Below are 25,782 nucleotides of genomic sequence, written 5' to 3' on the forward strand. Positions count from 1 at the left end.
TGCCCTGGCGGCAGGGTCGCCCAAAGAAAAAGGGGCCGCCCGGCCAGGCGCCCCCCTTTCAGTCTGATGCCTGACCCGAGGCTGACGTCACGGAAATCGGTGTCAGCCTCCAGAGCGACCTAGCCGCGCAGTTTGCGCGTCAGGACCTCGAGGTCGTGGTTCAGGGCGCTGTCCTCGAGGCGCAGGGCCTCGATGCGGCGCACGGCGTGCAGAACCGTCGTGTGGTCACGACCGCCGAAGCGACGGCCAATGTCGGGCAGGGAGCGGGTGGTCAGCTGCTTGGCCAGCCACATGGCGGCCTGGCGCGGACGGGCCACGGCACGGTTGCGGCGTTCGCTGAGCAGATCGGCCTGTTTCATGCCGTAGTGATCGGCCGTGGCCTTCTGGATGTCGTCGATGGTGATGCGCTTCTCGCCGGCCCGCAGATGCGGCCGCAGGATGGCCTGGACCTCGTCGAGGGTCAGGCGCGACAGGCCCTCGCCGGCCCGGGCCGACAGGGTGTTGAGCGCGCCTTCCAGCTCGCGGACGCTGTCGGTAAAGCGGTCGGCCAGGAACTGCAGCACGTCAGGCCGCATGGTCGGCTCGGAACCGTGGGCCGCCGACAGGGTCTGGATCTTGCGCTCCAGAATGCCCATGCGCAGCGAACGGTCGGCCGGCTCGAGGCCGCAGACCAGGCCCGCCGACAGGTGCGAGCGCAGGTGGGCGTCCATCTCGGTCATGGCCGAAGGCGGACGGTCCGACGAGAACACGACGCGGCGGCCTTCCTCGACCAGGGCGGTCAGGGTGTGGAACAGCTCTTCCTGCGTGGACTGCTTGCCGGCGATGAAATGCACATCGTCGATGATCAGCAGGTCGGCGGCGCGCAGCTCTTCCTTGAAGGCGGCCGTCTGGCGATCCATCACGGCGCGCACGAAGGTCGACAGGAAGCGCTCGGCGGTCAGATAGACCACGCGCTTGGTCGGGGCCTGACGCATGGCCTCCCAGGCCAGGGCGTTGAGCAGGTGGGTTTTGCCAAATCCATAGGGGCCGTGGAACAGAACCGGATTGAAATGACCATCGGCCCAGCTCGCCACCCGGCGCGCCACGGCATGGGCAAATTCGTTGGCGGGACCCGGGACAAAGGTCTCGAAGGTGAAGCGTTCCTGCAGACCCTGGGTCCGCGAAGGCTTGCCGGTCGGTACCGGGGCCAGGCTGGGCGCATCGGTCGAGACCGGCAGAACGATCTCGATCGGTTCAGCCTTGGCGGCGTCGACATAGGCGCCAGCCGAGGCTTCGAATTCCAGGCGGGATTTCAGGTCAATGCGACGGGCCGTCGGGTCATGGGCGATCCAGAGTTCGCTGATGCGACGCCAGGCGCTGCGACGGATCCAGTCCCGGGCAATACCGGTCGGGGTGACCAGAACCACATCGCCGGACGGACCTTCGCGCAACAGAGCCGGCGCGATCCACGAGCCGAAAGACGCATCACCCAGCTCGCGCTTCAGAGTCAGGCACACCTTGTGCCAGACGCCGCCAGCGGACTCGCAGGCAACCGCTGGAATCGCAGCCGAGAAGTCCTGGCTCGCCACCCCACCCTTGATTGTCATTCGTCCACCGCCTCGTACCTGGTCAAAACCGCTCGTCCCGCCGCACGCCCCCCAAAGGCGAACGACCGGTTCTCCACGCACACGGAGGCTTAGTCAGCAGAACGCAGGGTTCTGCCGCCACCGTTTTTTTCCAAAAACTGGAAGGGCGCTGAGAGCCCTAAACTAGCCAGCCGACCCTGCCGGTCAAACGGAAAACTTGCGTCCGAGTCCGGATATTTCTGTTGACTCGCGAGAGCCCCTCGCGTGGCAAGGGAATAGTTAAGTTCACTATTTTTCGGACGCTGTTATCCGAACAATGCGTGCGGTTGAACACAAAGCAAAAGCCGACTGGATTGCTCCAGCCGGCCCTTGTAAATACTTGAATTTCCTGAACGAAACTTATTCGTTCACAGGTCTGGTCAGGCGGCGGCCTTGTCCAGCTTCTTCAGTCGGGCAGCGAGGCGCGAGACCTTGCGCGAGCCCGTGTTCGGATGAACGACGCCCTTGGAAACGGCGCGCATCAGTTCCGATTGAGCCTCGACAAAGGCGGCCTTGGCGACGGCGACATCACCGGCCACCAGGGCGTCTTCGAACTTGCGGAGGAAGGTGCGCACGCGCGAACGGCGAGCGGTGTTCACCTCGGTGCGGCGGGCGATCTTGCGGATCGCCTTCTTGGCGCCGGGATTGTTGGCCATGGAAATTGGACCTCGAAACGGACAGCCGCGCGGGACAGCCGCGAAGCAGGGAAAATCTTGAGCGCGCGGATATACGGGAAGCGATGAGATCGGTCAACGGCTGTCGAGGCCGTTTTGCCGAGAGATGCGACAAGCGGTCGCGCCCCGGCCTTAACGGCCCTTAAACTCGGGCTTCCGCTTCTCGACAAAGGCCGCCATCCCCTCCTTCTGATCCTCAAAGGCGAACAGGGAGTGGAACAGGCGGCGCTCCAGGGCCACGCCGGTGGTCAGGGTGGTCTCATAGGCCGCCTGGACCAGTTCCTTGTTCATGGCGACCGCCAGGGGCGACTGGGCAGCGATCTTGGCGGCCATGGCCAGCACCTCGGGAAGCAGCAGGTCGGCTGGGAAGATCCGGCTGACCAGGCCCGAGCGTTCGGCCTCCTCGGCTCCCATCATCCGGCCGGTCAGGATCATGTCCATGGCCTTGGACTTGCCGACGAAGCGGGTCAGGCGCTGGGTGCCGCCGATGCCGGGCGCGACGCCCAGATTGATCTCGGGCTGGCCGAACTTGGCGGTGTCGGCGGCGATGATGAAATCGCACATCATGGCCAGCTCGCAGCCGCCCCCCAGGGCGTAGCCGGAGACGGCGGCGATGATCGGCTTGCGGCACTGCTCGACCGCCCGGGCTCCGGCGGTGAAGAAATCGGCCGTGAACATCTGAGCATAGGTCTTGTCCGACATCTCCTTGATGTCGGCACCGGCCGCAAAGGCCTTGGCCGAGCCGGTCAGGACGATACAGCCCACGGCCTCGTCGGCCTGGGCCTCGCCCAGGGCGACGGCAAGCTCGCCCAGCAGCTGGGCGTTCAGGGCATTGAGGGCCTCTGGGCGGTTCAGACGGATCAGGACGACGCCGGCGGCCCCCTCCGGCGCGGTTTCGACGATCAGGGTCTGATAGGCCATCGGCAGGTCTCTCCTTGTGACGCGCACGCTTTATAGAGCGCGTCGCGACGAAGGGGAGCCCCGGCGGACGTGTTACGCCCGCCGGGCGCGCCGTCAGTCGATCAGGGCATAGGCCGGCAGGGTCAGGAACTCTTCCAGCGTGTCATTCAGCACCATGCGGGCAAAGAGGTGCGCCGCCTCTTCCAGGCGCGGCGACGGGAAGTCGCGGCGCAGGTCGGCCATTTCATCGGTGAGCAGACTGACAAACAGCTCCGAACTGATCACCCGGCCATCGTCCAGGGCGGCGCCGAGGCGCACCCATTGCCAGAGCTGGGTGCGGCAGATCTCGGCGGTCGCCGCATCCTCCATCAGATTATAGAGCGGCACGGCGCCCCGTCCCTCGATCCAGGCCTGGGTATAGCGGACCCCGACCCGGATGTTCTGGCGAACCCCGGCCTCGGTGCGGACGCCGTCATGCAAGGCCAGCATTTCCGGCTGGGTGATGGTGAGGTCGGCCAGGCGCTTGTCCAGCTGGTTGGGGGTCGGCATCAGGCGGTCGAAGACCTCCATGGCCACCGGCACCAGATCGGGGTGGGCGACCCAGGTGCCGTCGTGGCCGGCCCCGGCCTCGCGCTCCTTGTCGGCCCGGACCCGCGCGAAGGCCGCGTCATTGGCGGCCGGGTCGCCCTTGACCGGAATCTGGGCCGCCATGCCGCCCATGGCGAAGGCTCCGCGGCGGTGACAGGTCTGGATCAGCTTCAGCGAATAGGCGCCCAGGAAGGCCTTGCCCATGACCATGGCCGAGCGGTCGGGGGTCAGGAACTCGGCCCGACGGCCCAGGCGCTTGATGAACGAGAAGATGTAGTCCCAGCGCCCGCAGTTGAGGCCGGCCATGTGGTCGCGCAGCTCGTAGAGGATCTCGTCCATCTCGAAGGCGGCCGGAATGGTCTCGATCAGGACCGTGGCCTTGATCGTGCCCTGGGCGATGCCGAGCGCGGCCTGGGCGTGGACGAACACCTCGTTCCACAGGCGGGCCTCCAGGTGGCTCTCCAGCTTGGGCAGGTAGAAGTATGGACCCGAACCCTGGGCCAGGGACGCCTGGGCATTGTGGTAGAAATAGAGGCCGAAATCGAACAAGGCCCCACTGACGGGCAGGCCATCGACCTCCATATGGCGTTCCGGCAGATGCCAGCCACGCGGGCGGATGACCAGGACGGCCGGGTTGTCTCCCAGCGCATAGCTCTTGCCGGACTTTGGATCGACATGGGTCAGGGTGCCGGCCCAGCGATCCTTCAGATTGACCTGGCCCTCGATCAGATTGGCCCAGGTCGGAGAGGTGGCGTCCTCGAAGTCGGCCATGAACACCTTGGCCCCGCAGTTGAGGGCATTGATGATCATCTTGCGGTCGACGGGGCCGGTGATCTCGACGCGGCGGTCTTGCAGGTCCGCCGGGATCGGGGCCACGGTCCAGTCACCGGCCCGGATATCCGCCGTTTCCGCCAGAAAGTCGGGGAGCTCGCCGGCGTCGAAGCGGGCCTGGCGCTGGGCGCGGGCCGACAGCAGCTCCCGGCGACGGGCGTCGAACCGGCGGTGCAGGTCGGCCACGAAGGCCAGGGCCTCGGGCGTCAGGATGTCTACGGCCTGCCCCTCGATGGGCCCGTTGATCTGGATATTGGCGGCGATGTCGAGGGGCATGGGCAATCCTGCAGGCTTAGGAAGGGTCTTGGCCCCCGGTGGCCCGGGGACGGGGTCGAAAGAGTCTTTTAGGCGGGCTTGGCGTCGGTCGGGCGCACGGTCGGGACGATCTGGTCGCCCCAGTTGCCGGCCCCGTCATGGTGACGCGAGGCGCGGACCAGTTCCACCGAATAGCCGGCGTCGATGGCGCGGCGGACGGCTTCGTTCAGGCGGTGGGAAGCCTCGGCCACACGATCGACCGCGCGTTGCTGGTCGGTCGCCTGGGGCATGGCGGCGGGGGTGAACTTCGTCGCAGACATGGCGTGATCCTGTTGTGAGAGGGCGGGGGTCGCGCCCGCCCCCTGGGGGCGGGACGGGCGCGCGGGGCAGTCGGCTATTCGGCGGCGAACTGGTTCATGGTGTTGGCGTGACCGCCGGCCTTCAGGGCCCGCTCGCCGGCGACCATTTCCTTGAAGCTGTCGCCGAGATCGGAACCGACCTCGTGCTGGTGCTTCACGGCCGAGACGCCGCGGCGGATTTCTTCGCGCTGGACCGAATTGACATAGGCCTTCATGCGCTCGTCGCCGAAATAGCCGCGCGACAGCTCGTCCATGCTCTTGGCCGTCAGGTGGAAGGTCGGCAGGGTGATCAGGTTGTGGAACACCCCGGCCCGGGCCGAAATGTCGGCCTGGAAGGCGGCCAGGCGGGCATCGGTCTCGCGGCCGAGGTCGGTCGCATCATACTCGGCCGACATCAGGCTGTTGCCCTCGGGATAGGAGTCCTTGTGGATCTTGCCCTCGGCGATCCACTGGTCACGGACCTGCTTGCGCAGGTTCAGGGTCCAGTTGAACGACGGCGAGTTGTTGTAGGTCAGCTTGGCGTTCGGAACGACCTTGCGGATCTCCGACACCATCGAGGCGATCTCGTCGACATTGGGGGTGTCGGTCTCGATCCACAGCAGGTCCGCCCCGCCCTGGGTCAGGGAGGCGATGCAGTCCTCGATCACCCGGGCCCGGCCGGTGCCGTCCTGGAAGGCAAACAGGCCATTGGGCATGCGCACCGGCTTGACGAACTGGCCGTCGCGATAGAGCGCGACCTCGCCGCTATGGATGGGATTCTCGGCCGTGATGGCCTCGGTCTTCAGCCACTTGATATAGTCGCTGGCCAGATCGCCGGGCTCCTGGCTGACCGGGATCTTCTGGGTCAGGCCGGCGCCGAGGCTGTCGGTGCGGGCCACGATGACGCCGTCATCGACGCCGAGTTCCTCGAAGGCCAGGCGGCAGGCGCGCAGCTTTTCGATGAAGTCTTCGCGCGGCACGGTGACCTTGCCGTCCTGGTGACCGCACTGCTTGGCGTCGGAGACCTGGTTTTCGATCTGCAGGCAGCAGGCCCCGGCCTTGATCATTTCCTTGGCCAGCAGATAGGTGGCGTTCTCGTTGCCGAAGCCGGCATCGATGTCGGCGATGATCGGCACGACATGGGTCTCGAAGCCGTCAATGGCCTCGATCGCGGCGGCCTCGGCGGCCGTGTCGCCGGCCTGGCGGGCGGCGCGCAGGGTCTTGAACAGGTCGTTCAGGCCCACCTCATCGGCCTGGCGCAGGGAGACATAGATCTCCTCGATCAGATCGACCACGGCGGTCTTCTCGTGCATCGACTGGTCGGGCAGATGGCCCCAGCGATTGCGCAGACCGGCGACCATCCAGCCCGACAGATAGACATAGGCGCCCTTGGTGGTGCCGCGCAGGCGCTTGACCGACTTGATCATCTGCTGGGCGTGGAAGCCCGACCAGCAACCCAGCGACTGGGTGAACTGGGCGCTGTCGCGATCATAGTCGGCCATGTCGGCGCGCATGACCCCGGCCATGTCGCGGGCGATGTCCAGATGGGTCGAATAGGTGTTCTGCAGCTTCAGCTGGATGATGTCGTCGATGGCGATGCCGCCCGAGGTCACGCCATCGGGATAGCGGCCCAGCAGTTCCTGGCGGTGTTGGGCATAGGTCTTGCGCAGCGTCATTGGTCTTGGTCCCACATCAGGCGCCGAGCCCTCCTGCGCGGCCGAAAGCCGGATGCGAGGAGCGGGTCGGACAAGAAAACTCGTGAGAGGGAGCTAAGGCCAGGGCGGGGCGGCCGTCGAACCTATTGAAGACGATTTGTCACAATGACACTTTGTGTGTTCTGTAAATCTGTGACAAATTGACCGAATGGCGACCAACGACAAAAAGCTGTTTCTCGGCGGCCGGCTCAAGCGGCTGCGGCGTGACCTGGGCGTGACCCAGAGCCGGATGGCCGAAGACCTCGGGGTCTCGGCCAGCTATCTCAACCTGCTGGAGCGCAACCAGAGGCCGGCCACGGCCCAGATCCTGCTGCGCCTGGCCGATGCCTATGACCTGGACCTGCGCAGCCTGTCAGCCGACGATCCGGGCGGCGGGGCGGGCCTGGAAGAGGTGCTGTCCGACAGCATGTTCACCGATCTCGGCGTCAGCCGCCATGAGGCCGCCGAGGTGGCAGAGCTTTCCCCCGGCTTCGCCGAAGCCATGACCCGGCTCTATCGCGCCTATCTGGACCGCGGCCGGCTGATCGATCTGGGAGTCTTCGAGCGACCGGACGGGGCGGCGGGCCTGTCCTCGCAGTCGCCGACCGACTGGGTGCGCGACCTGGTCAGCGCCCAGCGCAATCATTTCGCCGAACTGGAGACGGTCGCCGAAACCATCGTGGCGGCGATGAAGGCCGATCCCCAGGATCTCGGACCGGCCGTCCGGGCCCGGCTGCAGGAGCAGTTCGGCATCCAGACGCGGGTCATGCCGGTCGAGACCATGGCCCATTCGCTGCGGCGCTATGATCACCACCGCAAGCGGCTGATGATTTCCGAGACCCTGGCCCCGGCCAGCCGCATCTTCGCCATGTGCTACCAGCTGGGCCTGATGGAGGCCGGCGAGATCCTGACGACCCTGACCAACCGCTTCCAGGCCCCGGACCGGGCCACCCGCCAGCTGCTCAAGGTGTTCCTCGACAACTATCTGGCCGCCGCCATCATGATGCCCTACGAGCCGTTCCTGGCGGCCATGCAGGCCAGCGGCTACGATATTGAACGGGTCCGCTCGCGGTTCGGCATCAGCTACGAACAGGCCGCCCAGAGGCTGACCACCCTCAGCCGGCCGGGGGCGCGGGGCGTGCCCTTCTTCATGATGCGCCTGGATGCGGCCGGGAACATTTCCAAGCGCTTTGCCGCCGGCCCGTTTCCGTTCTCCCGCTTCGGCGGTGCCTGTCCGCGCTGGAACGTGCATGACAGCTTCAAGACCCCCGGGCGGATCATCACCCAGGTCATCGAGACGCCGGACCGCGAGCGCTATTTCACCCTGTCGCGGACCGTGCGGCGGATCTCGGGCCTGCAGGCGGGTCTCGAGGACGAACTGGTCATCGGCCTGGGCTGCGAGCTGAAATTCGCCGGCAAGCTGGTCTATGCCCGAGGCCTCGACATCGCCGCCCCGGCGGCCGTCGAGATCGGGCCCTCGTGCCGGATCTGCGAACGCCCCGCCTGCCCCCAGCGCGCCGCCGCCCCGATCAACCGAACCCTGCTGGTCGAGGAAGCCAACAAGGCCCTGTCACCCTTCCCCTTTGTCAGCTGACGATCAGACCTGAAGGGCGGGGCGGGCTGCCCTTGAAGCTCGCGGCGAGCGGATCGGTGGCGTGGAGTGCCATGGGGTGCTTTTGAGCCTGGTCGGACGTTCATGGTCCCTCTCTCTTTGAGAGAGGGAGGGGCCCGTCCCGGCGAAGGCCGGGATGGGAGGGTGAGGGGTTACGAGGCGGGACGGCGTGCCGGCACTCCGTCAAACGCCGTAACCCCTCACCCCAACCCTCTCCCTTTGGGAGAGGGAGCATGTCCGCTAACCGCCCCATGCCGACCTTGGGCAGGGCCGCTCCGAGGCAGCCTCCCCCACCTAAACCTGACACACCGGACAAAAGAACGTCGACCGCCCCGCCTGGACCTCGCGGGCAATGACCCCCTTGCAGCCCCGGGTCGGGCAGGGTTCGCCCTCGCGGTCGTAAACCCGGAAGCGGTGCTGGAAATAGCCCAGCGCCCCGTCGGCGGCGGCGAAGTCCTTAAGGGTCGAGCCCCCGACCTCGACGGCCTCGGCGAGGACCTCCTTGATGATCGTGGTCAGGGGGCCCAGGCGCTTGCCGGCGATCATCCCGGAGGGCTTGAACGGCGAGATGCCCGCCCGGTGCAGGGCCTCGCAGACATAGATATTGCCCAGGCCCGCCACGGTCTTCTGGTCCAGCAGCAGGGTCTTGGGGCCCTGCTTGCGGTTCGCAAAGGCCCTGACCAGGGTCTGGGCAGTAAAGCCTTCGCCCAGGGGCTCGGGGCCCATGGTCGAAAACCAGGGATGGCGCTCCACCTGGTCGGTGGCGATCAGGTCCATGAAGCCGAAGCGGCGAGGGTCGTGATAGGTGACCACCGCCCCGTCTTCCGTTTCGAACACGACGTGGGCGTGCTTGTTGTCGGGCTTGACCTCGCGGGCGAAGTCGCCGGGGCGCACGGTGCCCTCGGGCGCGGCGATCTCGAACCGGCCGGTCATGCCCAGATGCATGACCAGGGTGTCGCCGCGATCGAGCGGGGCCAGCAGATACTTGGCCCGGCGGTCCAGCCGCAGGATCCTCGCCCCGGTCAGCCTCTGGACGAAGCCCTCGGGCAGGGGAAAGCGCAGATCAGGCCGGTTGGCGCGCACGCGGCTGAGCCGCGCGCCGCTCAGGGTGGGTTCCAGGCCGCGCCGGACGGTCTCGACTTCGGGCAATTCGGGCAAGGGTTGGCCTCAAGAAGGTGACGTGACGCGACGCGCGGTCTAATAGCGGACGACCTTATATAAAGCCTGGCCGAAAGACGTCATGAGCAAGCCCGCAGCCACATTCGGTTTCAAGGACGTCGATCCTTCGGTGAAGGCGGGCCTGGTGCGGGGCGTTTTCGATCGCGTCGCCAAGAACTATGACCTGATGAACGACCTGATGAGCGGGGGCGTTCACCGCCTGTGGAAGGACGCCGTCGCCGCACGGCTCAATCCGCAGCCGGGCGAGATCATCATCGACTGCGCGGGCGGTACCGGCGACATGGCCCGCCGCTTTGCCAAGATGGCCCGCCGGGCGCAGGAGCGCCGGGGCGGTCCCGATGCGATGATCAATATCATCGACTACAATGCCGAGATGATCGCCGCCGGCATCGACAAGGGCGGCGAGCCTGAAATCACCTGGACGGTCGGCGACGCCCAGCGCCTGCCCCTGCCCGATGCCTATGCCGACGCCTATGTGATCTCGTTCGGCATCCGCAACGTCACCGACATCGACGCAGCCCTGCGTGAGGCGCGCCGGGTCCTGAAGCCGGGCGGCCGGTTCATCTGTCTGGAATTCTCGCGGCCGGTCACCGAAGCCCTGGCGAAGGCTTATGACGCCTACAGCTTCAAGGTCATTCCGCAGGTCGGGGAATGGGTGGCCAAGGATCGCGACGCCTATCAGTACCTGGTCGAAAGCATCCGGCGCTTCCCCGACCAGAGGACCTTTGCCGCCATGATGGAAAAGGCCGGCTTCAAGCGGGTGACGATCAGCAACTTCACCGGCGGCGTCGCGGCCATGCACCAGGGCTGGGCCGTCTAGCCCATGGGCCAGATGTCCGCGTTCTGGCGCCTGATCGGCGCGGGCTGGGTCCTGATCCGGGCCGATGCCCTGATCCCGCGCGAGCTGGACCCTCTGCTGCCGCCGTCGGCGCGGCTGGCGGCCCGGACCCTGCGCCTGTTGTCCGGTCCCCGGGCGCGCCTCGGACGGCCGGGACAGAGGCTGGCCGGTGCCCTGGAGGGCCTGGGTCCTGCTGCGATCAAGATGGGCCAGTTCCTGTCGACCCGCGCCGACATCTTCGGCACCCCCTTCGCCGAGGACCTGTCCCGCCTGAAGGACCGCCTGGCCCCCTTCCCGCTCGCCGAGGCCCGCGAGGAGATCGAACGCAGCCTGGGCCGTCCGGTCGAGACCCTGTTTGCCGAGCTGGAGGCCCCGGTGGCCGCCGCCTCCCTGGCCCAGGCCCATCCGGCCCGGCTGCTCGACGGCCGCAAGGTGGCGGTCAAGGTCCTGCGCCCAGGGATCGAACGCCGGGTGGCCGAGGACAGCGCCGTTCTACGTCTGGCCGCCGACCTGGCTGAAGGCCTGGTGCCCGCCGTTCGCCGCCTGAAGCCACGCGACTTCGTCGAGGTGGTGATCCGGGCCCTGGATCTGGAAATGGACCTGCGCTTCGAGGCCGCCGGCTGCGCCGAGCTCGGCGAGGTCATGGCCAAGGACGCCTATATGTCGGCCCCGGCCGTGGTCTGGCAGGGGGTCGGCAAGCGGGTCCTGACCCTGGCCTGGGCCGAGGGCGCGCCCCTGTCGGATCCGCAAGCGCTCGAGCTTCCCGGTCTGGACCGCAAGGCCCTGGCCGAAAACATCACCCGGGGGTTCCTGGCCCAGGCCCTGGATCACGGCCTGTTCCACGCCGATCTGCACGAGGGCAATCTGTTCGTCGCCGCTCCGGACAGGGTAGTGGCGGTCGACTATGGCATCATCGGTCGCCTGGGCCCCGGCGAGCGGAAATATCTGGCCGAGATCCTCTACGGCTTTCTCAATCGCGACTATCCCCGCGTCGCCCGCATCCATTTCGACGCCGGCTATGTTCCGGCCCACCAGGATGTCGACGCCTTTGCCCAGGCCCTGCGGGCGGTGGGCGAACCGGTCTTCGGCCTCGATGCCCGCGACATCTCGATGGGCAAGCTGCTGGCCCAGCTGTTCGAGATCACCGCCCTGTTCGACATGGCCCTGCGGCCGGAACTGGTCCTGCTGCAGAAGACCATGGTCACGGTCGAGGGCGTGGCCCGCCGCATCGACCCGGCCCACGATATCTGGGCGGCCGCCGATCCGGTGGTCCGTCGCTGGATCACCCGCGAACTGTCCCCCGCCGCCAAGGTCCGCGACTTTGCCGACGAAGCCCTGAAGGCCCTGCGCGCCATCGCCCGCCTGGCCGAGGCACCGCCGGTTGCCGCCCAGGCGGCCGCGCCGGCCAAGCCCCGTCCCCTGACCTGGTTCGCGACCGGCGCAGCCGTGGCCGTGGTGGCCATCACCGCCATCGTCCTGGTGTTCGGCTAGAGTCTTTTTCGGACCGTCAGCCGGGCCGTAACGCCCGGCACGCCTGGCCTCTAGCCGCTTTCACCCTGGCCCCGCTCTCGGGCCGCCGTGGTCCGGCGGCTTTCGCGGGTCTTCTGCACCTCCCAATAGGCCGCGCCGTCATCCGGCTTGAACAGGGCCCGGGGCGCACCCTCGCGTGAAACCACGGCAAAGACATTGCCCTTCGGGTCATAGATCAGGGTGTCGCCATTGGGTCGCTTGAGCGTCTCGGTGCCCTTGGGCGGATTGCTCACGAACCGGTGGGCGGTTTCGACATAGTCCTCGACCGTGGCGGCACCGAAGGTCTCGCCATTGCGCTCAAAGGCCCGTTCGGCATTTTCCTCGGCCGAGCGGGTCCGGTTGGCGGCCCAGAACGGTTTGCCTGCAACCTGGCGCACCGGTACGTCCCGCAGATCGCCTGCCGGGGCCGGAGTGGAGGTCGATCCCGCCTCCCGGGCATCGGCCACCGCCGGCCGCTCGCCGCCCTTGGGGGCACGGACCGCCGAAGCACCGCCGTCACAGCCGCTCAGCCCGAGGGCTCCACTGACCAGCAAGGCCGTCGTCGCGGCCTGAAATCCATTCAACCTCATGAGTCTGTCGCCTCATCTGTTCAACCTAACCGATTGATGAACGAAAACGGAACGCGAGTCGAGCCCGTCACACGCTTGTCCTTTGTCGGATCGCCGCGCATGGGCCATAAGGGCAGCGAACGGGGCGGAGGCCGACGGACGTGAGCGACAAAAGGGTTCTTCTGATCGTCGGTGGCGGCATAGCCGCCTACAAGGCGCTGGAGCTGACGCGTCTTCTGCGCAAGGCCGGCGTCGCCGTGCGGCCGATCCTGACCAAGGCAGGTGCGGAGTTCGTCACCCCCCTGTCGCTGGGATCCCTGGCCGAGGACAGGGTCTATGACGACCTGTTCTCCCTGACCGACGAGGCCGAGATGGGCCATATCCAGCTCTCACGCTCGGCGGATCTGGTGGTGGTGGCCCCGGCCACGGCAGACCTGATCGCCAAGGCGGCCCACGGCCTTGCCGGCGACCTGGCCTCGACCGCCCTCCTGGCCACCGACAAGCCGGTCCTGATGGCCCCGGCCATGAATGTCCGGATGTGGCTGCATCCAGCCACCCGGCGCAATGTCACCACCCTGAAGGCCGACGGGGTCCGCTTCGTCGGTCCCGATGACGGTGCCATGGCCTGTGGCGAGTTCGGGCCCGGCCGCCTGGCCGAACCCGAAGTAATCTTTGCCGCCATCATGGACGCCCTGAAGGGGCCGGCCGACCGCCCCCTGGCCGGCAAGCGCGCCCTGGTCACGGCCGGGCCCACCTTCGAACCCATCGACCCGGTCCGCGGCATCACCAATCGCTCGAGCGGCAAGCAGGGGTTCGCGATCGCCGAGGCCCTGGCCCAGCTGGGCGCCGAGGTCACCCTGATCGCCGGCCCGGTCTTCCTGCCGACACCCCGCGGCGTGACCCGCATCGATGTCGAGACGGCCCGGCAGATGCTCGCCGCCTGCCAGGCGGCCCTGCCGGCCGATGTCGGGGTCTTTGTCGCCGCCGTCGCCGACTGGCGCGTGGACGAGGCCTTCGGCACCAAGCTCAAGAAGGAAAAGGGCGGGCCGCCGGCCCTGACCTTCGTCGAGAATCCCGACATCCTGGCCACCGTCTCGGCCACCGGACCGCACCGGCCGCGGCTGGTGGTCGGCTTCGCGGCCGAGACCAATGATGTCGAGATGCATGCCCGCGCCAAGCTGTCGCGCAAGGGCTGTGACTGGATCATCGCCAATGACGTCACCGAGCCGGGCGTGATGGGCGGCGAGGACAATGCCGTGCTGCTGGTCACCCAGGAGGGCACCGAGCGCTGGGATCGCGCGCCCAAGGACGAGGTGGCCCGCGCCATCGCCCGGAAGATCGCAGAGGCCCTGGCCTGACGGTCTGGCCCGCGCCGGATCAATCGGCTACAGCCGCTGGGCTCGACGATCAGGACTGTTTCGCATGACCGCTCAAACCATTCGCTTCAAGCGCTGGGACGGCAATTCCGACCTGCCGCTGCCGACCTATGCGACGGCCGGGGCGGCCGGCTTTGATCTGCGGGCCCATGTTCCGGAGGACGCCCCGATCGTCCTGAAGCCCGGATCAAGGTGCATGGCCCCGACCGGCTTTTCCGTCGCCATCCCCGACGGCTATGAAATGCAGGTCCGGCCACGATCGGGACTGGCCTTCAAGAACGGGGTCACGGTCACCAATGCGCCCGGCACCATTGACTGCGACTATCGCGGTCAGGTCTGCGTGCTGCTGATCAATCTGGGCGACGAGGACTTCACGATCCGCCGGGGCGACCGCATCGCCCAGGGGATCATCGCCGCCGCGCCGCAATGGACCCTGGTCGAGGTCGAGGACCTCGAAGCCACAGACCGGGGCGCGGGCGGATTCGGCTCGACCGGCGTCTAGCCGTTGATGGCGCGCAGGCCGAGGATCATGTAGCCGCCGAAGCCGGCGGTGAAGGCTGCGACGGCAAGCCACAGGACGGGACGGAACATGGCCAGGGGCGAGTGTTCCAGCGGCGGTTGAACATTCATCGGCGCATCCTTTGGCGCGGGCGTAGCGAACGCGGCGAACTGTGGCCGCTGGGGAGATACGCGCTCCCCCGACCTTGGTTGCAGTGGGGGACGGCTTTTAGTCTCTAATGATTCTCGCGCAAGACGAAATTGCGACGGGTTGTCACACACCCGGAAGGTGTGGCCCTGGAGCGACGCTCGTGAGGGACAGGTCGCCGAATTGGGACTCTATCCGGGAAATCTGGCCCAAAAGGGGTGCCGGCCTGGCCTGTGCGGCGGAATGTCGCCGGGGTCGCCCCCCAAGGGCAGCCTACCACGCCCTGCCGTACGCCGCCGCAGAGCCGACCCGGCGGATCAGCCGATTCTACCTTGCCGGCTCCCCCTCCCTCCGAGGCAGCCGAGGGGCGGCGACCGGAAAAGTCTCCGGACCGCAGTTGATTTTTGGACGAATTAGTCCATTTAAAACTTGCCGAGCGCGCCAGACCCTTCTATCGGGCGCACAGGGCTGTTGCGGTCTGCGGGGTTGGTCATGGCGACGTCTGAAAACAAGAAGCTTATCCCGGTTCTGGTCGGTGGCGTGGCCGGCGTGGCCCTGCTGGTCGGCGCAACCCTGTGGTACCTCGACAAGCAGCACTTCGAAGCCACCGATAATGCCTTCGTCCAGGCGGACACCGTGCAGATCAGCCCGCAGGTCTCGGGGGCCATCGCCGAGATCCTGGTCGCCGACAACCAGCGGGTCGAGGTCGGTCAGGTGGTCGCGCGGATCGACCCGGCCACCTTCCAGGCCCGGCTGGACCAGGCCGTCGCCAATGCCCAGGCCCTGGACGCGGCCGTCCGCGCCGTCGATGACAAGGGTGCCCTGGAGCAGGCCCTGATCGCCCAGAAGGCGGCCGGCGTCTCCAGCGCCCAGGCTGATGCCAGCCGCGCCAAGGCCGATCTCGATCGCTATGACAGCCTGGCCCACCAGGGCTGGGTTTCGCAGCAGAAGGTCCAGACCAGCCGCGCCGGTGCCAGCCAGTCGGCGGCCGCCGTGGCCAGCGCCCAGGCCGCTCTGGAAGCCGAACAGCGCGCTGCCCAGTCCCTGGGTTCGGCCCGGGCCCAGACCCAGGCCCAGGCCCAGGCCGCCCATGCCGCCGTGGAACAGGCCCGGCTGGATCTCGACCGCACCATCCTGCGGGCCCCGGTGGCCGGCGTCGTCGGGGCCCGTTCGGTGCGCCCGGGACAGCTGGTGCAGCCCGGCGTCTCGCTGATGTCGGTCGTGCCGCTCGGCCAGAGCTATATCGTCGCCAATTTCAAGGAGACCCAGGTCTCGCGCCTGCGGGTGGGCCAGACGGTCGAGATCAAGGCGGACGCCTTTGGCAAACAGACCATTCGCGGCAAGGTCGACAGCTTCGCCCCCGCCACCGGCCAGGAGTTTGCCCTGATCCCGGTCGAGAACGCGGTCGGCAATTTCACCAAGATCACCCAGCGCCTGCCGGTAAAGATCGTCGTCGACACCTCGGGCCTCGGAGCCGCCCTGCGGCCGGGCCTGTCGGTCGAGGTCAAGGTCGATGTCCGCGACCGCTCGGGGGCCTCGTTCGCCGATGTCGGCCAGGCCCCGACCCAGGTCGCCCGACAGGGCGCCGCGCGCTAGGCGCCGGCCATGACCGACGCCGTCACGGCGGCACCCGCCGCACCCGCCAAGACCATGACCCAGGCCGACTGGACCAAGCTGTTCCTGGGCTTCGGAGCCATGGTCATCGGCCAGTTCATGGCCATTCTCGACATCCAGATCGTCGCGGCCTCCCTGCCCCAGATCCAGGCCGGGGTCGGGGCCAGCGCCGATCAGGTCAGCTGGATCCAGACCGCCTATCTGATCCCCGAGGTCGTGATGATCCCGCTTTCGGGCTATCTCTCACGCCTGTGGGGCACCCAGAGACTCTATCTGGCCTCCTGCACCGGCTTCATCGTGATGAGCGTGCTGACCGGCCTGTCGTCCTCGATCGACATGATGATCCTGACCCGGGCCCTGCAGGGCTTCATCGGCGGGGCCATGATCCCGACGGTGTTCGCCGTGGCCTTCACGGCCTTTCCGCCGGAGCGCCGGGTCACGGCCAGTGTCATCATGGGCCTGATCGTCACCCTGGCCCCTACGGTCGGGCCGACCCTGGGCGGCCACCTGACCGAATGGCTCAGCTGGCGCTGGCTGTTCTTCATCAATGTGCCCACCGGCCTGATCGTGCTGTTCGGCGTGGCCCGCTGGGGCAAGTTCGATGAGGGCGATCCCAGCCTGAAGGCCGGCTTCGACTGGTTCGGCCTGGGGGTGATGGCCGCCTTCCTGATGAGCCTGCAGTTTGTGCTGGAGGAAGGGGCCAAGAACAGCTGGTTCCAGGACGACCTCATTCTGGGCCTCGCGGTCCTGGCCGTGATCAGCGGGGTGGTCTTCGTCTGGCGCTCCCTGAGCTACAAGAATCCGATCGTCGAGCTGCGGGCCTTTTCGAACCGCAACTTCTCGATCGGCGTGCTGATGACCGCCGTCTCCGGGGCCAGCCTGTTCGGCGGCACCTTCCTGCTGCCGCAGTTCCTGGGCCGGGTGCGCCACTATTCGGCCTCCGAGGTCGGCACCACCATGATCATTTCCGGTCTGTCGATGTTCGCCACCGGCCCTATTGCCGGCCGACTGGTGCGCAGGATCGACCCGCGCGTGCCGATGTTCATCGGCTTCATTCTGGCCGGCTGGGGCATGTACATGGCCCACGGCGTGACCAAGGACTGGGGATTCTGGGAATTTGCCGGGGTCCAGGCTTGTCGAGGGGTCGGAGTCATGATCGCGATGATCGCCACCCAGCAGATCACGATGAGCACCCTGCCCCCGCACATGGTCAAGAACGCCTCGGGCCTGGTCAATCTGTCGCGCAACACCGGCGGTGCCATGGGGCTGGCCCTGCTGGCCACCAGCATCAGCCAGCAGACGGCGCTCTATTACAACGACCTGACCTCGAAGCTTCAGACCGGCAATGTCGAGGCCCAGGGGATGATGGCGGGCCTGGCCAGCCGCATGGCCCAGCTCGGCGTCTCCGATCCCGACGGCGCGGCCCGCAAGGCCTTTTCCGGCATGCTGCACCAGGAGGCCACGGTGCTGGCCTTCGGCGACAGTTTTACCCTGCTGGCCTTCGGATGCTTCATCGCGGCCGGCGTTTCCCTGCTGGCCAAACCGGCGGCCGGTGCTGCCCCGCCGCCTTCGGACGCCCACTGATGCCCAGGATCCCCGGACAGATCGACGTCGCCAAGACCGAGGCCATTCTCGACGCGGCCATCGAGGTGATCGGCCAGCGTGGCCTGTCCGCGCCCATGGAGGCGATCGCCCGCCACGCCGGCGTCTCCAAACAGACGGTCTATAACCACTATGGCTGCAAGGCCGAGCTGGTCCGCGCCCTGATGGCCCGCCGGGTCGAGCTGATCACCGCCCCGCTGCGCATGCCGGGGGCCGAGGAAAATCCCCAGGCCGCGCTCGAGGCCTATGCCCGCTCGATCCTGGAGACGGTGAACGGGGCCAGCAGCTATTCGGTCATGCGGGTCGTGATCCAGGGGGCCGGCGAAATGCCCGAGGTGGCCCATGAGGTCTTCGAGGCCGGTCCGCGCCATGCCCGCCGACAGCTGGCCGCCTTCCTGGAGACCGAGACGCGCCTCGGCCGCCTGCAGGTCGAGGACTTCGACCAGGCCGCTGAGTTCTTTTCCGGCATGGTCCTGGGCCATGCCCAGCTTCGGGCCCTGCTGTGCCTGCCCGCCGACAAGACCCAGGCCCAGTTTGACGACCTCGCCCGCGAGGCCGCCAAACGGTTCCTGAAAGCCTATGGGCCCTAGGCCCGGAAGCCCCTAGGCTTCGACTTCGTCGGGCATGCCCATCATGTGGAAGCCGGCATCGACGTGAACGACTTCGCCCGTGGTCGAACGGCCGAGGTCGGAGACCAGCCACAGGGCGGCCCCGGCAACGCCTTCCATCGAGGTATCTTCCTTCATCGCGCTGAAGGCCCGGCCCTGGGCGATCATGCCACGGCCACCGGCAATACCTGCCAGGGCCAGGGTGCGCATGGCACCGGCCGAGATGGCGTTGCAACGGATGCCCTTGGGGCCGAGGTCACGGGCGATATAGCGGGTCGCCGCTTCCAGGGCGGCCTTGGCCACGCCCATGGTGTTGTAGTTGGGAATGGTCCGCTCTGAGCCCAGATAGGTCATGGTGATCAGCGAGCCGCCATTGGGCATCAGCCTGGCGGCGCGCTTGGCCACGTCGACGAAGCTGTAGGCCGAGATGTTCATGGCCAGCAGAAAGCCGTCGCGGGTGGTGTTGTCGACAAACGACCCCTTCAGTTCATCCTTGTTGGCAAAGGCCACCGAATGGACGACGAAATCGATCGTGCCGAACTTGTCTTCAATCGCGGCAAAGGCGGCGTCCATCGAGGCGTCGTCAGTGACATCGGCCGGCACCAGGGTGGTCACGCCGATGCTCTCGGCCAGAGGCCGCACGCGGCGCTCGAGGGCTTCGCCCTGATAGGTGAAGATCATCTCGGCGCCCTGGGCGGCGAGTTGTGACGCGATGCCCCAGGCGATCGAGTTGTGGTTGGCGACGCCCATGACGAGGCCCTTCTTGCCCCGCATCAGCTCACCCTTGGGGAATGCGTAATCGTCAGCCATGGGTCAGGCCCTCTTTGGTAAATCGTTGTCCGTGGTTAGCAGGCGCGGTCACCGGGCGGAACCCTTCAGAGAGGCTCGACATCGAAGCTCTCGTGCGGCAGGCCGGCCCATGACCGCTTGGCCATGGTTTCAAGTGCGCGCTCCAGGGTGGCGGAGAACGCCGCCGGATCAAACACCGCCGTGGCGTGCAAGGCCCCCTCCAGCCGGGTCTTGAGCGCCGTGAGCGCCGCACGATCACTGGCCAGGCGCACGGCCTGAGCCACATAGGCGTCGGTATCGGCGGCGATCAGCTCCGGAAGTCCCAGCTGCGTCAGCAGGCTGGCAGCGACCCGGCTGGCGAAGCTCTCGCCCGGCGCGGTCAAGAGCGGAACACCCCTCCTCAAGGCGTCGCTGGCGGTGGTGTGGGCACCATAGGGCGAGGTGTCGAGCATCAGGTCGGCCAGACCCTGGCGCGCCAGGTGGGCCGCGTGCTGGACCGGGCGGGCGAAGACCAGCCTCCGGGGATCTACCCCCAGTTCTGCGGCCTGCGCCCTGAGATTGGCCGACGCGCCGGGCACGCCCTCATAGAGCCACAGGACAGAACCCGGGGACCTGGTCAGAATCCGCATCCAGGCGGCAAAGGTCTCCGGCGTGATCTTGCCGGGGCTGTTCAGGCAGCCGAACACGAAAGCGTCCTCCGGCAGGCCCTCATCGGCCCGTGCCGGCACCGGAGTCGTCGCCTCCGTCAGGGCGTCATTGGGCTGGTACAGCGGCAACCGCACCACCGCCTCGCTCCAGTCACTCTCTGCGCCCCGCGGCAAGACCACAGGATCGGCGATGACATAGTCGACATAGGGACAGCCCAGGGTTCCCGGATAGCCCAGCCAGCTGACCTGAACCGGGGCGGCGCGGTGGGCCAGGATCCCCGGCCGGCCGTCCTGGGTGTAGCCCTTGAGATCCACAAGGATCTCGATGCCCAGCTGTTCAACGAGATCCGCCACCTCAGCGTCGGACAGGCTGCGGACATCGATCCGGCGATGGGCCGCCCGATCGATCCGATCGCGCAGATCCCCGCCCAGGTCGGGTCCGTAGGACAGCAGGGTGATCTCGAAGCGGTCGCGGTCATGCGCCTCAAGGACACCGGCCAGAAGCCTGGCCGTGGCGTGGTCATGCAGGTCCGCCGACAGATAGGCGACCGGGATCGGCGAACCTGGCATGTGGCCGGACCGGCCTGGCCGTGGAACCGGCGGCGGCGCCGCCAGTTCGGCGCACCGGCGGTGAAGGGCGGGGATGTCGAACATCGCCAGGGCCGCGAAGGGCGAAACGCCCGGGCGGCCGAGCTTGAGGTCGGCCTTGACCAGCATGTCCAGCGCCACGTCCTCGCGCCAGTCGCAGGTCTGGCGGCGCGCCCACATCAGGTCGCCGGCGAGGCGGGGATAGAGCGGATCCAGCTCCAGCACGGCTTCGAGGTCGCGCGCCGCCTCGGCCGGCCGGTTCAGCAGCGACTTCAGGGCCGCGCGGTTGGCCAGGGCCCTGGCCTCGCGCGGTGCGGCGCGGACGGCCAGGTCATGCGCCGCCAGGGCCGCGTCGAAGCGACCAAGATCGGTCAGGGCCACGGCACGATTGCAGAGCGCATCGACAAAGCCCGGCTCGGCCGCGAGCGACGCATCATAGGCCGTCAGGGCCTGTTCGGCCTTGCCCAGCCGCCGCAGCGACACGCCCAGGGCGTTGAGGACGGGCGGGTTGTCAGGATCAGCCGCGATCGCCGCCCGGGCCGCGTCCACCGCCTCGACGTCTCGCACCAGGGCGTTCAGGGCCAGGGCCCGGGCCGATAACAGGCCCGACCGCCGGGCATCCAGGGCCAGGCCCGCATCCAGAGCGGTCAGGGCACCCTCGGCCTGGCCAAGACCCAGCCGCGACACGCCGAGCAGGTGCCAGGCCTCGACGCTGGGCGCCTCGATCACCAGCCGCTCGCACAGGGCGGCTGCCTCGGCCAGACGGCCGGCTCTGTAGAGGTCGAATGCCGCGCGGGCGGTCGCCAAGTGTCCCGTCAGTCGGCGCGGCTGAAGATCAGCGTGCCATTGGTGCCGCCAAAGCCGAAGCTGTTGGACATCACCGTGGTCAGGGGCTTGTCGGACCGCTCCAGCAGGATCGGCAGGTCGGCAAATTCAGGATCCAGGGTCTCGATATTGGCGCTCTGGGCGGCAAAATCATTATTGAGCATCAGGATCGAATAGATCGCCTCCTGGGCCCCGGCCGCCCCCAGGCTGTGGCCGGTCAGGGACTTGGTCGAGGAGATCAGCGGCGCCTTGTCGCCGAACACCTCGCGCACCGCGCCCATTTCCTTGCTGTCGCCGACCGGCGTCGAGGTGCCGTGCGGGTTCAGATAGTCGATGGTCCGGCCACCGGCCTGGCCCATGGCCAGACGCATGCAGCGGGCCGCGCCCTCGCCCGAGGGGGCGACCATGTCGAAGCCGTCGGAATTGGCGGCATAGCCGACCAGTTCGCCATAGATCTTCGCGCCGCGCGCCTTGGCGTGCTCATACTCTTCCAGCACCACGATGCCGGCCCCGCCGGCGATCACGAAGCCGTCGCGGTCCTTGTCATAGGCGCGGCTGGCCACGGTGGGGCGGTCGTTAAAGTTGCTGCTCATCGCGCCCATGGCGTCGAACAGGTTGGACAGGCTCCAGTCGAGCTCCTCGCAGCCGCCGGCGAAGACGATGTCCTGCTTGCCCATCTGGATCTGTTCGGCGGCCGCGCCGATGCAATGGGCGCTGGTCGCGCAGGCCGAGCTGATCGAATAGTTGATGCCGCGGATCTTGAACCAGGTCGACAGCACTGCCGAGGGGCCCGAGCTCATGGCCTTGGGCACCGCGAACGGGCCGATCCGCTTGGGACCCTTTTCCCGGGTCGTCGCCGCCGCCTCGATGATCACCTGGGTGGACGGGCCGCCCGATCCGACGATGAGGCCGGTCCGCTCATTGGAGATGCTGGCCTCTTCCAGGCCGGAATCGGCGATCGCCTGTTCCATGGCGATATGGGCATAGGCCGTGCCCGGGGCCAGGAAGCGCGCCGCACGGCGATCGACCAGGGCTTCCCAGGAGTCGAGCTTGACCGTGGCATGCACCTGGCAGCGAAAGCCGAGTTCCGCATAGTCGGGTGCGGCAACCACACCGGACTTGGCTTCACGCAGTGAGGCGAGAACCTCATTGGCGTTGTTGCCGATGGACGAGACGATCCCCAGTCCGGTGACGACGACGCGACGCATGTACTTTCCTCTTCCTCTCCCCCGGATCCCCTGGGGTCAGCTCTCGACTGGCCGACCCTGCAAGCGGATCAGGACGCCATCTGCTCGGCGGTGAACAGACCGACCTTCAGGTCCTTGGTTTCGTAGATGACCTTGCCGTCGGCCTCGAGCACGCCGTCGGCAATGCCCATGACCAGCTTGCGCATGATCACCCGCTTCAGATCGATCTTGTAGACGACCTTTTTGACGTCCTGGGTGACCTGACCGGTGAACTTGACCTCGCCGACGCCCAGGGCGCGGCCGCGACCGGGCGCGCCCGACCAGCCGAGGAAGAAGCCGACCAGCTGCCACATGGCATCCAGGCCCAGGCAGCCGGGCATGACCGGGTCGCCGATGAAGTGGCAGCCGAAGAACCAGAGGTCGGGATGGATGTCGAACTCGGCCTCGACATAGCCCTTGCCGTACTTGCCGCCTTCGGATTCGATCCGGACGATGCGGTCGAACATCAGCATGGGCGGCACGGGCAGCTGGGCGTTGCCGGGGCCAAACATCTCGCCGCGACCGCAGGCCAGGAGTTCGTCGAGGGTGTAGGAGCTCTGTTGCATGATCTCGCCCTAGCACGAGGGCGGGTCGCGCCTCAATGTTACTTTCAGTAACGCTTGTGAACGATCCGGGCTCTTTTTTCAGGAGCCCCCGGCGGTCAGGGCTTGCACTGAGGTTCGGGGGCGGCTCCCCAGATCTCGCCCTCGCGGGCCCAGCCCGAAGATCCGTCAGCCTTCAGACGACACCAGCCCTTGTCGCAACGGTCGAGATTGGCCGTGGAACGACCCCGCAGCCAGGCATTGACCCGCGACCCGTCCTTGGGATTGGCCAGCAGGGCCAGGGGCGTCGGCTTCAGGCGCATGGCGGTCTGGCGTCCATCGGTCGTGCGCTTGTGCACCCAGGCCAGGCCGCCCTCGGGATCGCAGATCCGCCGCCACTCGCGGGTTTCGGCCACCACCTGCACCGGCAGGCCCCTGGCGCGATAGACCCACAGCAGGCGGTGGGCCTCGTCCGGGCCGTTACGGGCGTTGACCGTGTCATATTTCAGCGAGACATAGCGCGGCACCTCCAGGCCCGAGGGCGTGGTGCGGGGCGCATCGGCGGCGGCGGCCGGCGCGGCAAGTACCGCCAGCACCAAAGCGGCCGTGATCCCGAGCGAACGATGTTTGCAATTCGGCGGCATGTTGCTTGGCCCCATCGGGCCCCTTTGCTACAGCTTTTCTAACGCCCGTCAGAGAGAGCTTTTCAACCGCCCATGGCAGCCCGCAAGCTCAAAGTCATCGTCACCCGCAAACTCCCCGATCCGGTGGAGACGCGGATGTGCGAGCTGTTCGACACCGAACTCAACGTCACCGACAAACCCTTGACGGCGGATGAACTGGTGGACGCCATGAAACGGGCCGATGTGCTCGTGCCGACGATCACCGACCGGATCGACTCGCGTCTTCTGTCCCGATCCGGCGATCGGCTCAAGCTGATCGCCAATTTCGGGGCCGGGGTCGACAATATCGACGTCGCCACCGCCAATGCGCGCGGCATCATCGTCACCAATACGCCGGGCGTGCTGACCGAGGACACCGCCGACCTGACCATGACCCTGATCATGGCCGCCTCGCGCCGCGTCGTCGAAGGTGCCGAGGTGGTCAAGTCGGGCGGCTTCCATGGCTGGTCCCCGACCTGGATGCTGGGCCGCCGCCTGTGGGGCAAGCGCCTGGGCATCATCGGCATGGGCCGGATCGGCCAGGCCGTGGCCCGCCGCGCCAAGGCCTTCGGCATGCAGGTGCATTATCACAACCGCAAGCCGGTCAGCCCCCGTATCGCCGAGGAACTGGGCTGCACCTACTGGGAAAGCCTCGACCAGATGCTGGCCCGGATGGACTTCATCTCGGTCAACTGCCCGCACACCCCGGCCACCTATCACCTGCTGTCGGCCCGCCGCCTGAAGCTGCTGCGGCCGCACGCCATCCTGGTCAATACGGCCCGCGGCGAGGTGATCGACGAAGGGGCCCTGGCCAATATGCTGGCCCGTGGCGACATCGCCGGGGCGGGCCTCGACGTCTATGAGCACGAGCCGGCCATCAATCCCAAGCTGCTGAAACTGCCCAATGTCGTGCTCCTGCCCCATATGGGCTCGGCCACGGTCGAGGGCCGCATCGACATGGGCGAAAAGGTCATCGTCAACGTCAAGACCTTCATGGACGGCCACCGCCCACCGGACCGGGTCATTCCGGCGATGCTGTAGGGCTTCAGGACCCTGACGGCACCGCCACCGGATAGACCTTCGCCTTCAGCCAGGCCTTGAGGTCGGCGACAGAGCGGTCGGGGATCTGTTCCATCGGGGCGTGGCCGGCCTCGGGATAGAGGATCAGGGTCGAACCCGGTATGGCCTCGGCAAAGCGCTTGCCGTGGGCGGCCGGGATCAGCTTGTCCTGTTCGCCGAACATCACCAGGGTCGGGACCTTGATCGCCGCCAGGCTTTCCGCCGTCGCCACCCGGCGCGGACCCGACTGCAGGCCCAGCAGGATGTCGCGATGGCCCGGCGCGCGGGCCAGGTCGACATAGCGGTCGACCAGGGCCTCGGTCACCAGCTTGGGATCCAGATAGCCCGCCACCAGACCCTGACGGACCAGGGGCCGGGTATCGATGTTCTTGAGCACGGCCCGGCCCAGGGGATTTTGCAGGATCCGGAAGATCACCGCCTGATTGCCGCCGCTCGACGGCCAGCCGGCGGCATCGACCAGAACCAGGCCTTCCAGCCGGTCAGGATAGTCGAGGGCATATTCCCAGGCCACAGCCCCGCCCATCGAATTGCCGCCCAGGGTGAAGCGCTCGACCCCCAGCTTGCGGGTCACCTGATCGACCACCGCCCCATAGCCCGCCCGACCGGCGGCATAGCCGGCATCGGCGCGGGTCAGGCCGTGGCCGGGCAGGTCCAGGGTGATGACGCGATAATCGCCGGACAGGGACCGCACCCAGGGTTCCCAGGCGTGCAGGGAGGCGGAGAAGCCGTGGACCAGAACCAGGGTCGGTCCGTCGCGCCGGCCCTCGTCGCGATAATGCACCCGCACGCCGTCGGGGAGATCCATATAGCGCGAGGCCGGATTGCCATATTTGGCCTCCAGGGTCGCATAGGGGATGTCCTTGCGCTGCAGGACCAGCCAGCTGACGGCCAGCAAGGCGATGATCACAGCCAGGGCGATCAACACCCCGCGAAACAGCGTCTTCATTCGGCCCTACCCCTGACGTCTTGCTTTTGGACGGCGAGAG

24 protein-coding genes and 1 pseudogene are annotated in these 25,782 nt (G+C 67.4%); 9 read left to right on the forward strand and 16 right to left on the reverse strand.

The window, feature by feature from the left end:
• Positions 1 to 119: 119 nt before the first annotated feature.
• The 6 genes from dnaA to ACW17U_RS17010 all read right to left on the reverse strand — a co-directional run bounded on the left by dnaA (position 120) and on the right by ACW17U_RS17010 (position 6,866).
• Entirely contained in the window at positions 120 to 1,586 is a 1,467-nt protein-coding gene (gene dnaA, locus ACW17U_RS16985) for a chromosomal replication initiator protein DnaA (RefSeq protein ID WP_062142476.1), read from the reverse strand.
• A 398-nt stretch (positions 1,587 to 1,984) separates the two neighbouring features.
• Entirely contained in the window at positions 1,985 to 2,260 is a 276-nt protein-coding gene (rpsT, locus tag ACW17U_RS16990) for a 30S ribosomal protein S20 (RefSeq protein WP_062151057.1), read from the reverse strand.
• Between the two features lie 150 nt (positions 2,261 to 2,410).
• The gene (locus tag ACW17U_RS16995) at positions 2,411 to 3,199 is read right to left on the reverse strand and encodes an enoyl-CoA hydratase (protein WP_492053982.1); all 789 of its coding nucleotides are present in this window, start codon (positions 3,197 to 3,199) and stop codon (positions 2,411 to 2,413) included.
• A 93-nt stretch (positions 3,200 to 3,292) separates the two neighbouring features.
• Entirely contained in the window at positions 3,293 to 4,873 is a 1,581-nt protein-coding gene (aceB, locus tag ACW17U_RS17000) for a malate synthase A (protein ID WP_492053983.1), read from the reverse strand.
• Positions 4,874 to 4,941: 68 nt separating this feature from the next.
• On the reverse strand, positions 4,942 to 5,172 hold the full coding sequence (locus ACW17U_RS17005) for a hypothetical protein (protein WP_062151046.1): 231 nt from the start codon (positions 5,170 to 5,172) through the stop codon (positions 4,942 to 4,944).
• A 74-nt stretch (positions 5,173 to 5,246) separates the two neighbouring features.
• Complete coding sequence (locus tag ACW17U_RS17010) at positions 5,247 to 6,866, reverse strand: isocitrate lyase (RefSeq protein ID WP_062151042.1); 1,620 nt, start codon at positions 6,864 to 6,866, stop codon at positions 5,247 to 5,249.
• A 187-nt stretch (positions 6,867 to 7,053) separates the two neighbouring features.
• On the opposite strand from ACW17U_RS17010, the gene ACW17U_RS17015 reads away from it, so the two are divergent.
• Entirely contained in the window at positions 7,054 to 8,478 is a 1,425-nt protein-coding gene (locus ACW17U_RS17015) for a helix-turn-helix domain-containing protein (RefSeq protein ID WP_062151039.1), read from the forward strand.
• A gap of 83 nt (positions 8,479 to 8,561) precedes the next feature.
• Here the strand turns inward: ACW17U_RS17015 and ACW17U_RS17020 are convergent.
• Together ACW17U_RS17020 and mutM are read right to left on the reverse strand one after the other, a co-directional pair.
• A pseudogene (locus tag ACW17U_RS17020) lies at positions 8,562 to 8,700 on the reverse strand (hypothetical protein); the annotation flags it as partial.
• Positions 8,701 to 8,790: 90 nt separating this feature from the next.
• Complete coding sequence (mutM, locus tag ACW17U_RS17025) at positions 8,791 to 9,654, reverse strand: bifunctional DNA-formamidopyrimidine glycosylase/DNA-(apurinic or apyrimidinic site) lyase (protein WP_492053985.1); 864 nt, start codon at positions 9,652 to 9,654, stop codon at positions 8,791 to 8,793.
• A gap of 82 nt (positions 9,655 to 9,736) precedes the next feature.
• On the opposite strand from mutM, the gene ACW17U_RS17030 reads away from it, so the two are divergent.
• Positions 9,737 to 10,495, forward strand: a complete 759-nt coding sequence (locus ACW17U_RS17030) for a class I SAM-dependent methyltransferase (protein ID WP_492053987.1) — start codon at positions 9,737 to 9,739, stop codon at positions 10,493 to 10,495.
• Between the two features lie 3 nt (positions 10,496 to 10,498).
• Positions 10,499 to 12,004 carry a 2-polyprenylphenol 6-hydroxylase gene (ubiB, locus tag ACW17U_RS17035; RefSeq protein ID WP_492053988.1) on the forward strand — a complete coding sequence of 502 codons (1,506 nt, stop codon included), beginning with the start codon at positions 10,499 to 10,501 and terminating at the stop codon, positions 12,002 to 12,004.
• A 50-nt stretch (positions 12,005 to 12,054) separates the two neighbouring features.
• Here ubiB and ACW17U_RS17040 read toward each other — a convergent pair whose 3' ends face one another.
• The gene (locus tag ACW17U_RS17040) at positions 12,055 to 12,612 is read right to left on the reverse strand and encodes a hypothetical protein (RefSeq protein ID WP_062151030.1); all 558 of its coding nucleotides are present in this window, start codon (positions 12,610 to 12,612) and stop codon (positions 12,055 to 12,057) included.
• Between the two features lie 140 nt (positions 12,613 to 12,752).
• Here ACW17U_RS17040 and coaBC point away from each other — a divergent pair, with 140 nt between their 5' ends.
• Both coaBC and dut read left to right on the forward strand, forming a co-directional pair.
• On the forward strand, positions 12,753 to 13,949 hold the full coding sequence (gene coaBC / locus ACW17U_RS17045; protein WP_492053991.1) for a bifunctional phosphopantothenoylcysteine decarboxylase/phosphopantothenate--cysteine ligase CoaBC: 1,197 nt from the start codon (positions 12,753 to 12,755) through the stop codon (positions 13,947 to 13,949).
• Between the two features lie 64 nt (positions 13,950 to 14,013).
• A complete protein-coding gene (gene dut, locus ACW17U_RS17050; protein WP_062151023.1) occupies positions 14,014 to 14,469 on the forward strand; it encodes a dUTP diphosphatase in 456 nt (151 codons plus the stop codon).
• Here dut and ACW17U_RS17055 read toward each other — a convergent pair.
• Positions 14,466 to 14,597: a hypothetical protein gene (locus tag ACW17U_RS17055; RefSeq protein ID WP_492053993.1), complete on the reverse strand. Its 132-nt coding sequence runs from the start codon at positions 14,595 to 14,597 to the stop codon at positions 14,466 to 14,468. The genes dut and ACW17U_RS17055 overlap by 4 nt on opposite strands.
• A 502-nt stretch (positions 14,598 to 15,099) precedes the next feature.
• On the opposite strand from ACW17U_RS17055, the gene ACW17U_RS17060 reads away from it, so the two are divergent.
• Genes ACW17U_RS17060 through ACW17U_RS17070 form a run of 3 tightly spaced genes read left to right on the forward strand, consistent with a single transcriptional unit; the run spans position 15,100 to position 18,419 of the window.
• Positions 15,100 to 16,209, forward strand: coding sequence for an HlyD family secretion protein (locus ACW17U_RS17060; RefSeq protein ID WP_492053995.1), 1,110 nt, complete (start codon positions 15,100 to 15,102; stop codon positions 16,207 to 16,209).
• A 9-nt stretch (positions 16,210 to 16,218) separates the two neighbouring features.
• On the forward strand, positions 16,219 to 17,811 hold the full coding sequence (locus tag ACW17U_RS17065; RefSeq protein WP_062151013.1) for a DHA2 family efflux MFS transporter permease subunit: 1,593 nt from the start codon (positions 16,219 to 16,221) through the stop codon (positions 17,809 to 17,811).
• On the forward strand, positions 17,811 to 18,419 hold the full coding sequence (locus ACW17U_RS17070) for a TetR/AcrR family transcriptional regulator (RefSeq protein WP_062151010.1): 609 nt from the start codon (positions 17,811 to 17,813) through the stop codon (positions 18,417 to 18,419). Before ACW17U_RS17065 ends, ACW17U_RS17070 begins: the two co-directional genes overlap by 1 nt.
• Before the next feature lie 12 nt (positions 18,420 to 18,431).
• Here ACW17U_RS17070 and ACW17U_RS17075 read toward each other — a convergent pair whose 3' ends face one another.
• The 5 genes from ACW17U_RS17075 to ACW17U_RS17095 all read right to left on the reverse strand — a co-directional run bounded on the left by ACW17U_RS17075 (position 18,432) and on the right by ACW17U_RS17095 (position 23,698).
• Positions 18,432 to 19,247, reverse strand: coding sequence for an enoyl-ACP reductase FabI (locus ACW17U_RS17075; RefSeq protein WP_062151007.1), 816 nt, complete (start codon positions 19,245 to 19,247; stop codon positions 18,432 to 18,434).
• A gap of 65 nt (positions 19,248 to 19,312) precedes the next feature.
• On the reverse strand, positions 19,313 to 21,268 hold the full coding sequence (locus ACW17U_RS17080) for an O-linked N-acetylglucosamine transferase, SPINDLY family protein (RefSeq protein WP_492053998.1): 1,956 nt from the start codon (positions 21,266 to 21,268) through the stop codon (positions 19,313 to 19,315).
• A gap of 8 nt (positions 21,269 to 21,276) precedes the next feature.
• Positions 21,277 to 22,494 (reverse strand): beta-ketoacyl-ACP synthase I, encoded by a 1,218-nt coding sequence (gene fabB, locus ACW17U_RS17085; RefSeq protein WP_492054000.1) that lies wholly within the window; start codon positions 22,492 to 22,494, stop codon positions 21,277 to 21,279.
• Between the two features lie 68 nt (positions 22,495 to 22,562).
• Positions 22,563 to 23,078 (reverse strand): 3-hydroxyacyl-[acyl-carrier-protein] dehydratase FabA, encoded by a 516-nt coding sequence (gene fabA, locus ACW17U_RS17090; protein WP_062150999.1) that lies wholly within the window; start codon positions 23,076 to 23,078, stop codon positions 22,563 to 22,565.
• Between the two features lie 95 nt (positions 23,079 to 23,173).
• Positions 23,174 to 23,698, reverse strand: a complete 525-nt coding sequence (locus ACW17U_RS17095; RefSeq protein ID WP_492054002.1) for an SH3 domain-containing protein — start codon at positions 23,696 to 23,698, stop codon at positions 23,174 to 23,176.
• A gap of 72 nt (positions 23,699 to 23,770) precedes the next feature.
• On the opposite strand from ACW17U_RS17095, the gene ACW17U_RS17100 reads away from it, so the two are divergent.
• Entirely contained in the window at positions 23,771 to 24,757 is a 987-nt protein-coding gene (locus tag ACW17U_RS17100; RefSeq protein ID WP_062150994.1) for a 2-hydroxyacid dehydrogenase, read from the forward strand.
• 4 nt (positions 24,758 to 24,761) lie between these two features.
• On the opposite strand, the gene ACW17U_RS17105 is transcribed toward ACW17U_RS17100, so the two are convergent.
• Positions 24,762 to 25,742, reverse strand: a complete 981-nt coding sequence (locus tag ACW17U_RS17105; protein ID WP_062150991.1) for an alpha/beta fold hydrolase — start codon at positions 25,740 to 25,742, stop codon at positions 24,762 to 24,764.
• Positions 25,743 to 25,782: the final 40 nt, after the last annotated feature.

The organism is Caulobacter sp. AVps16 (assembly GCF_058681455.1).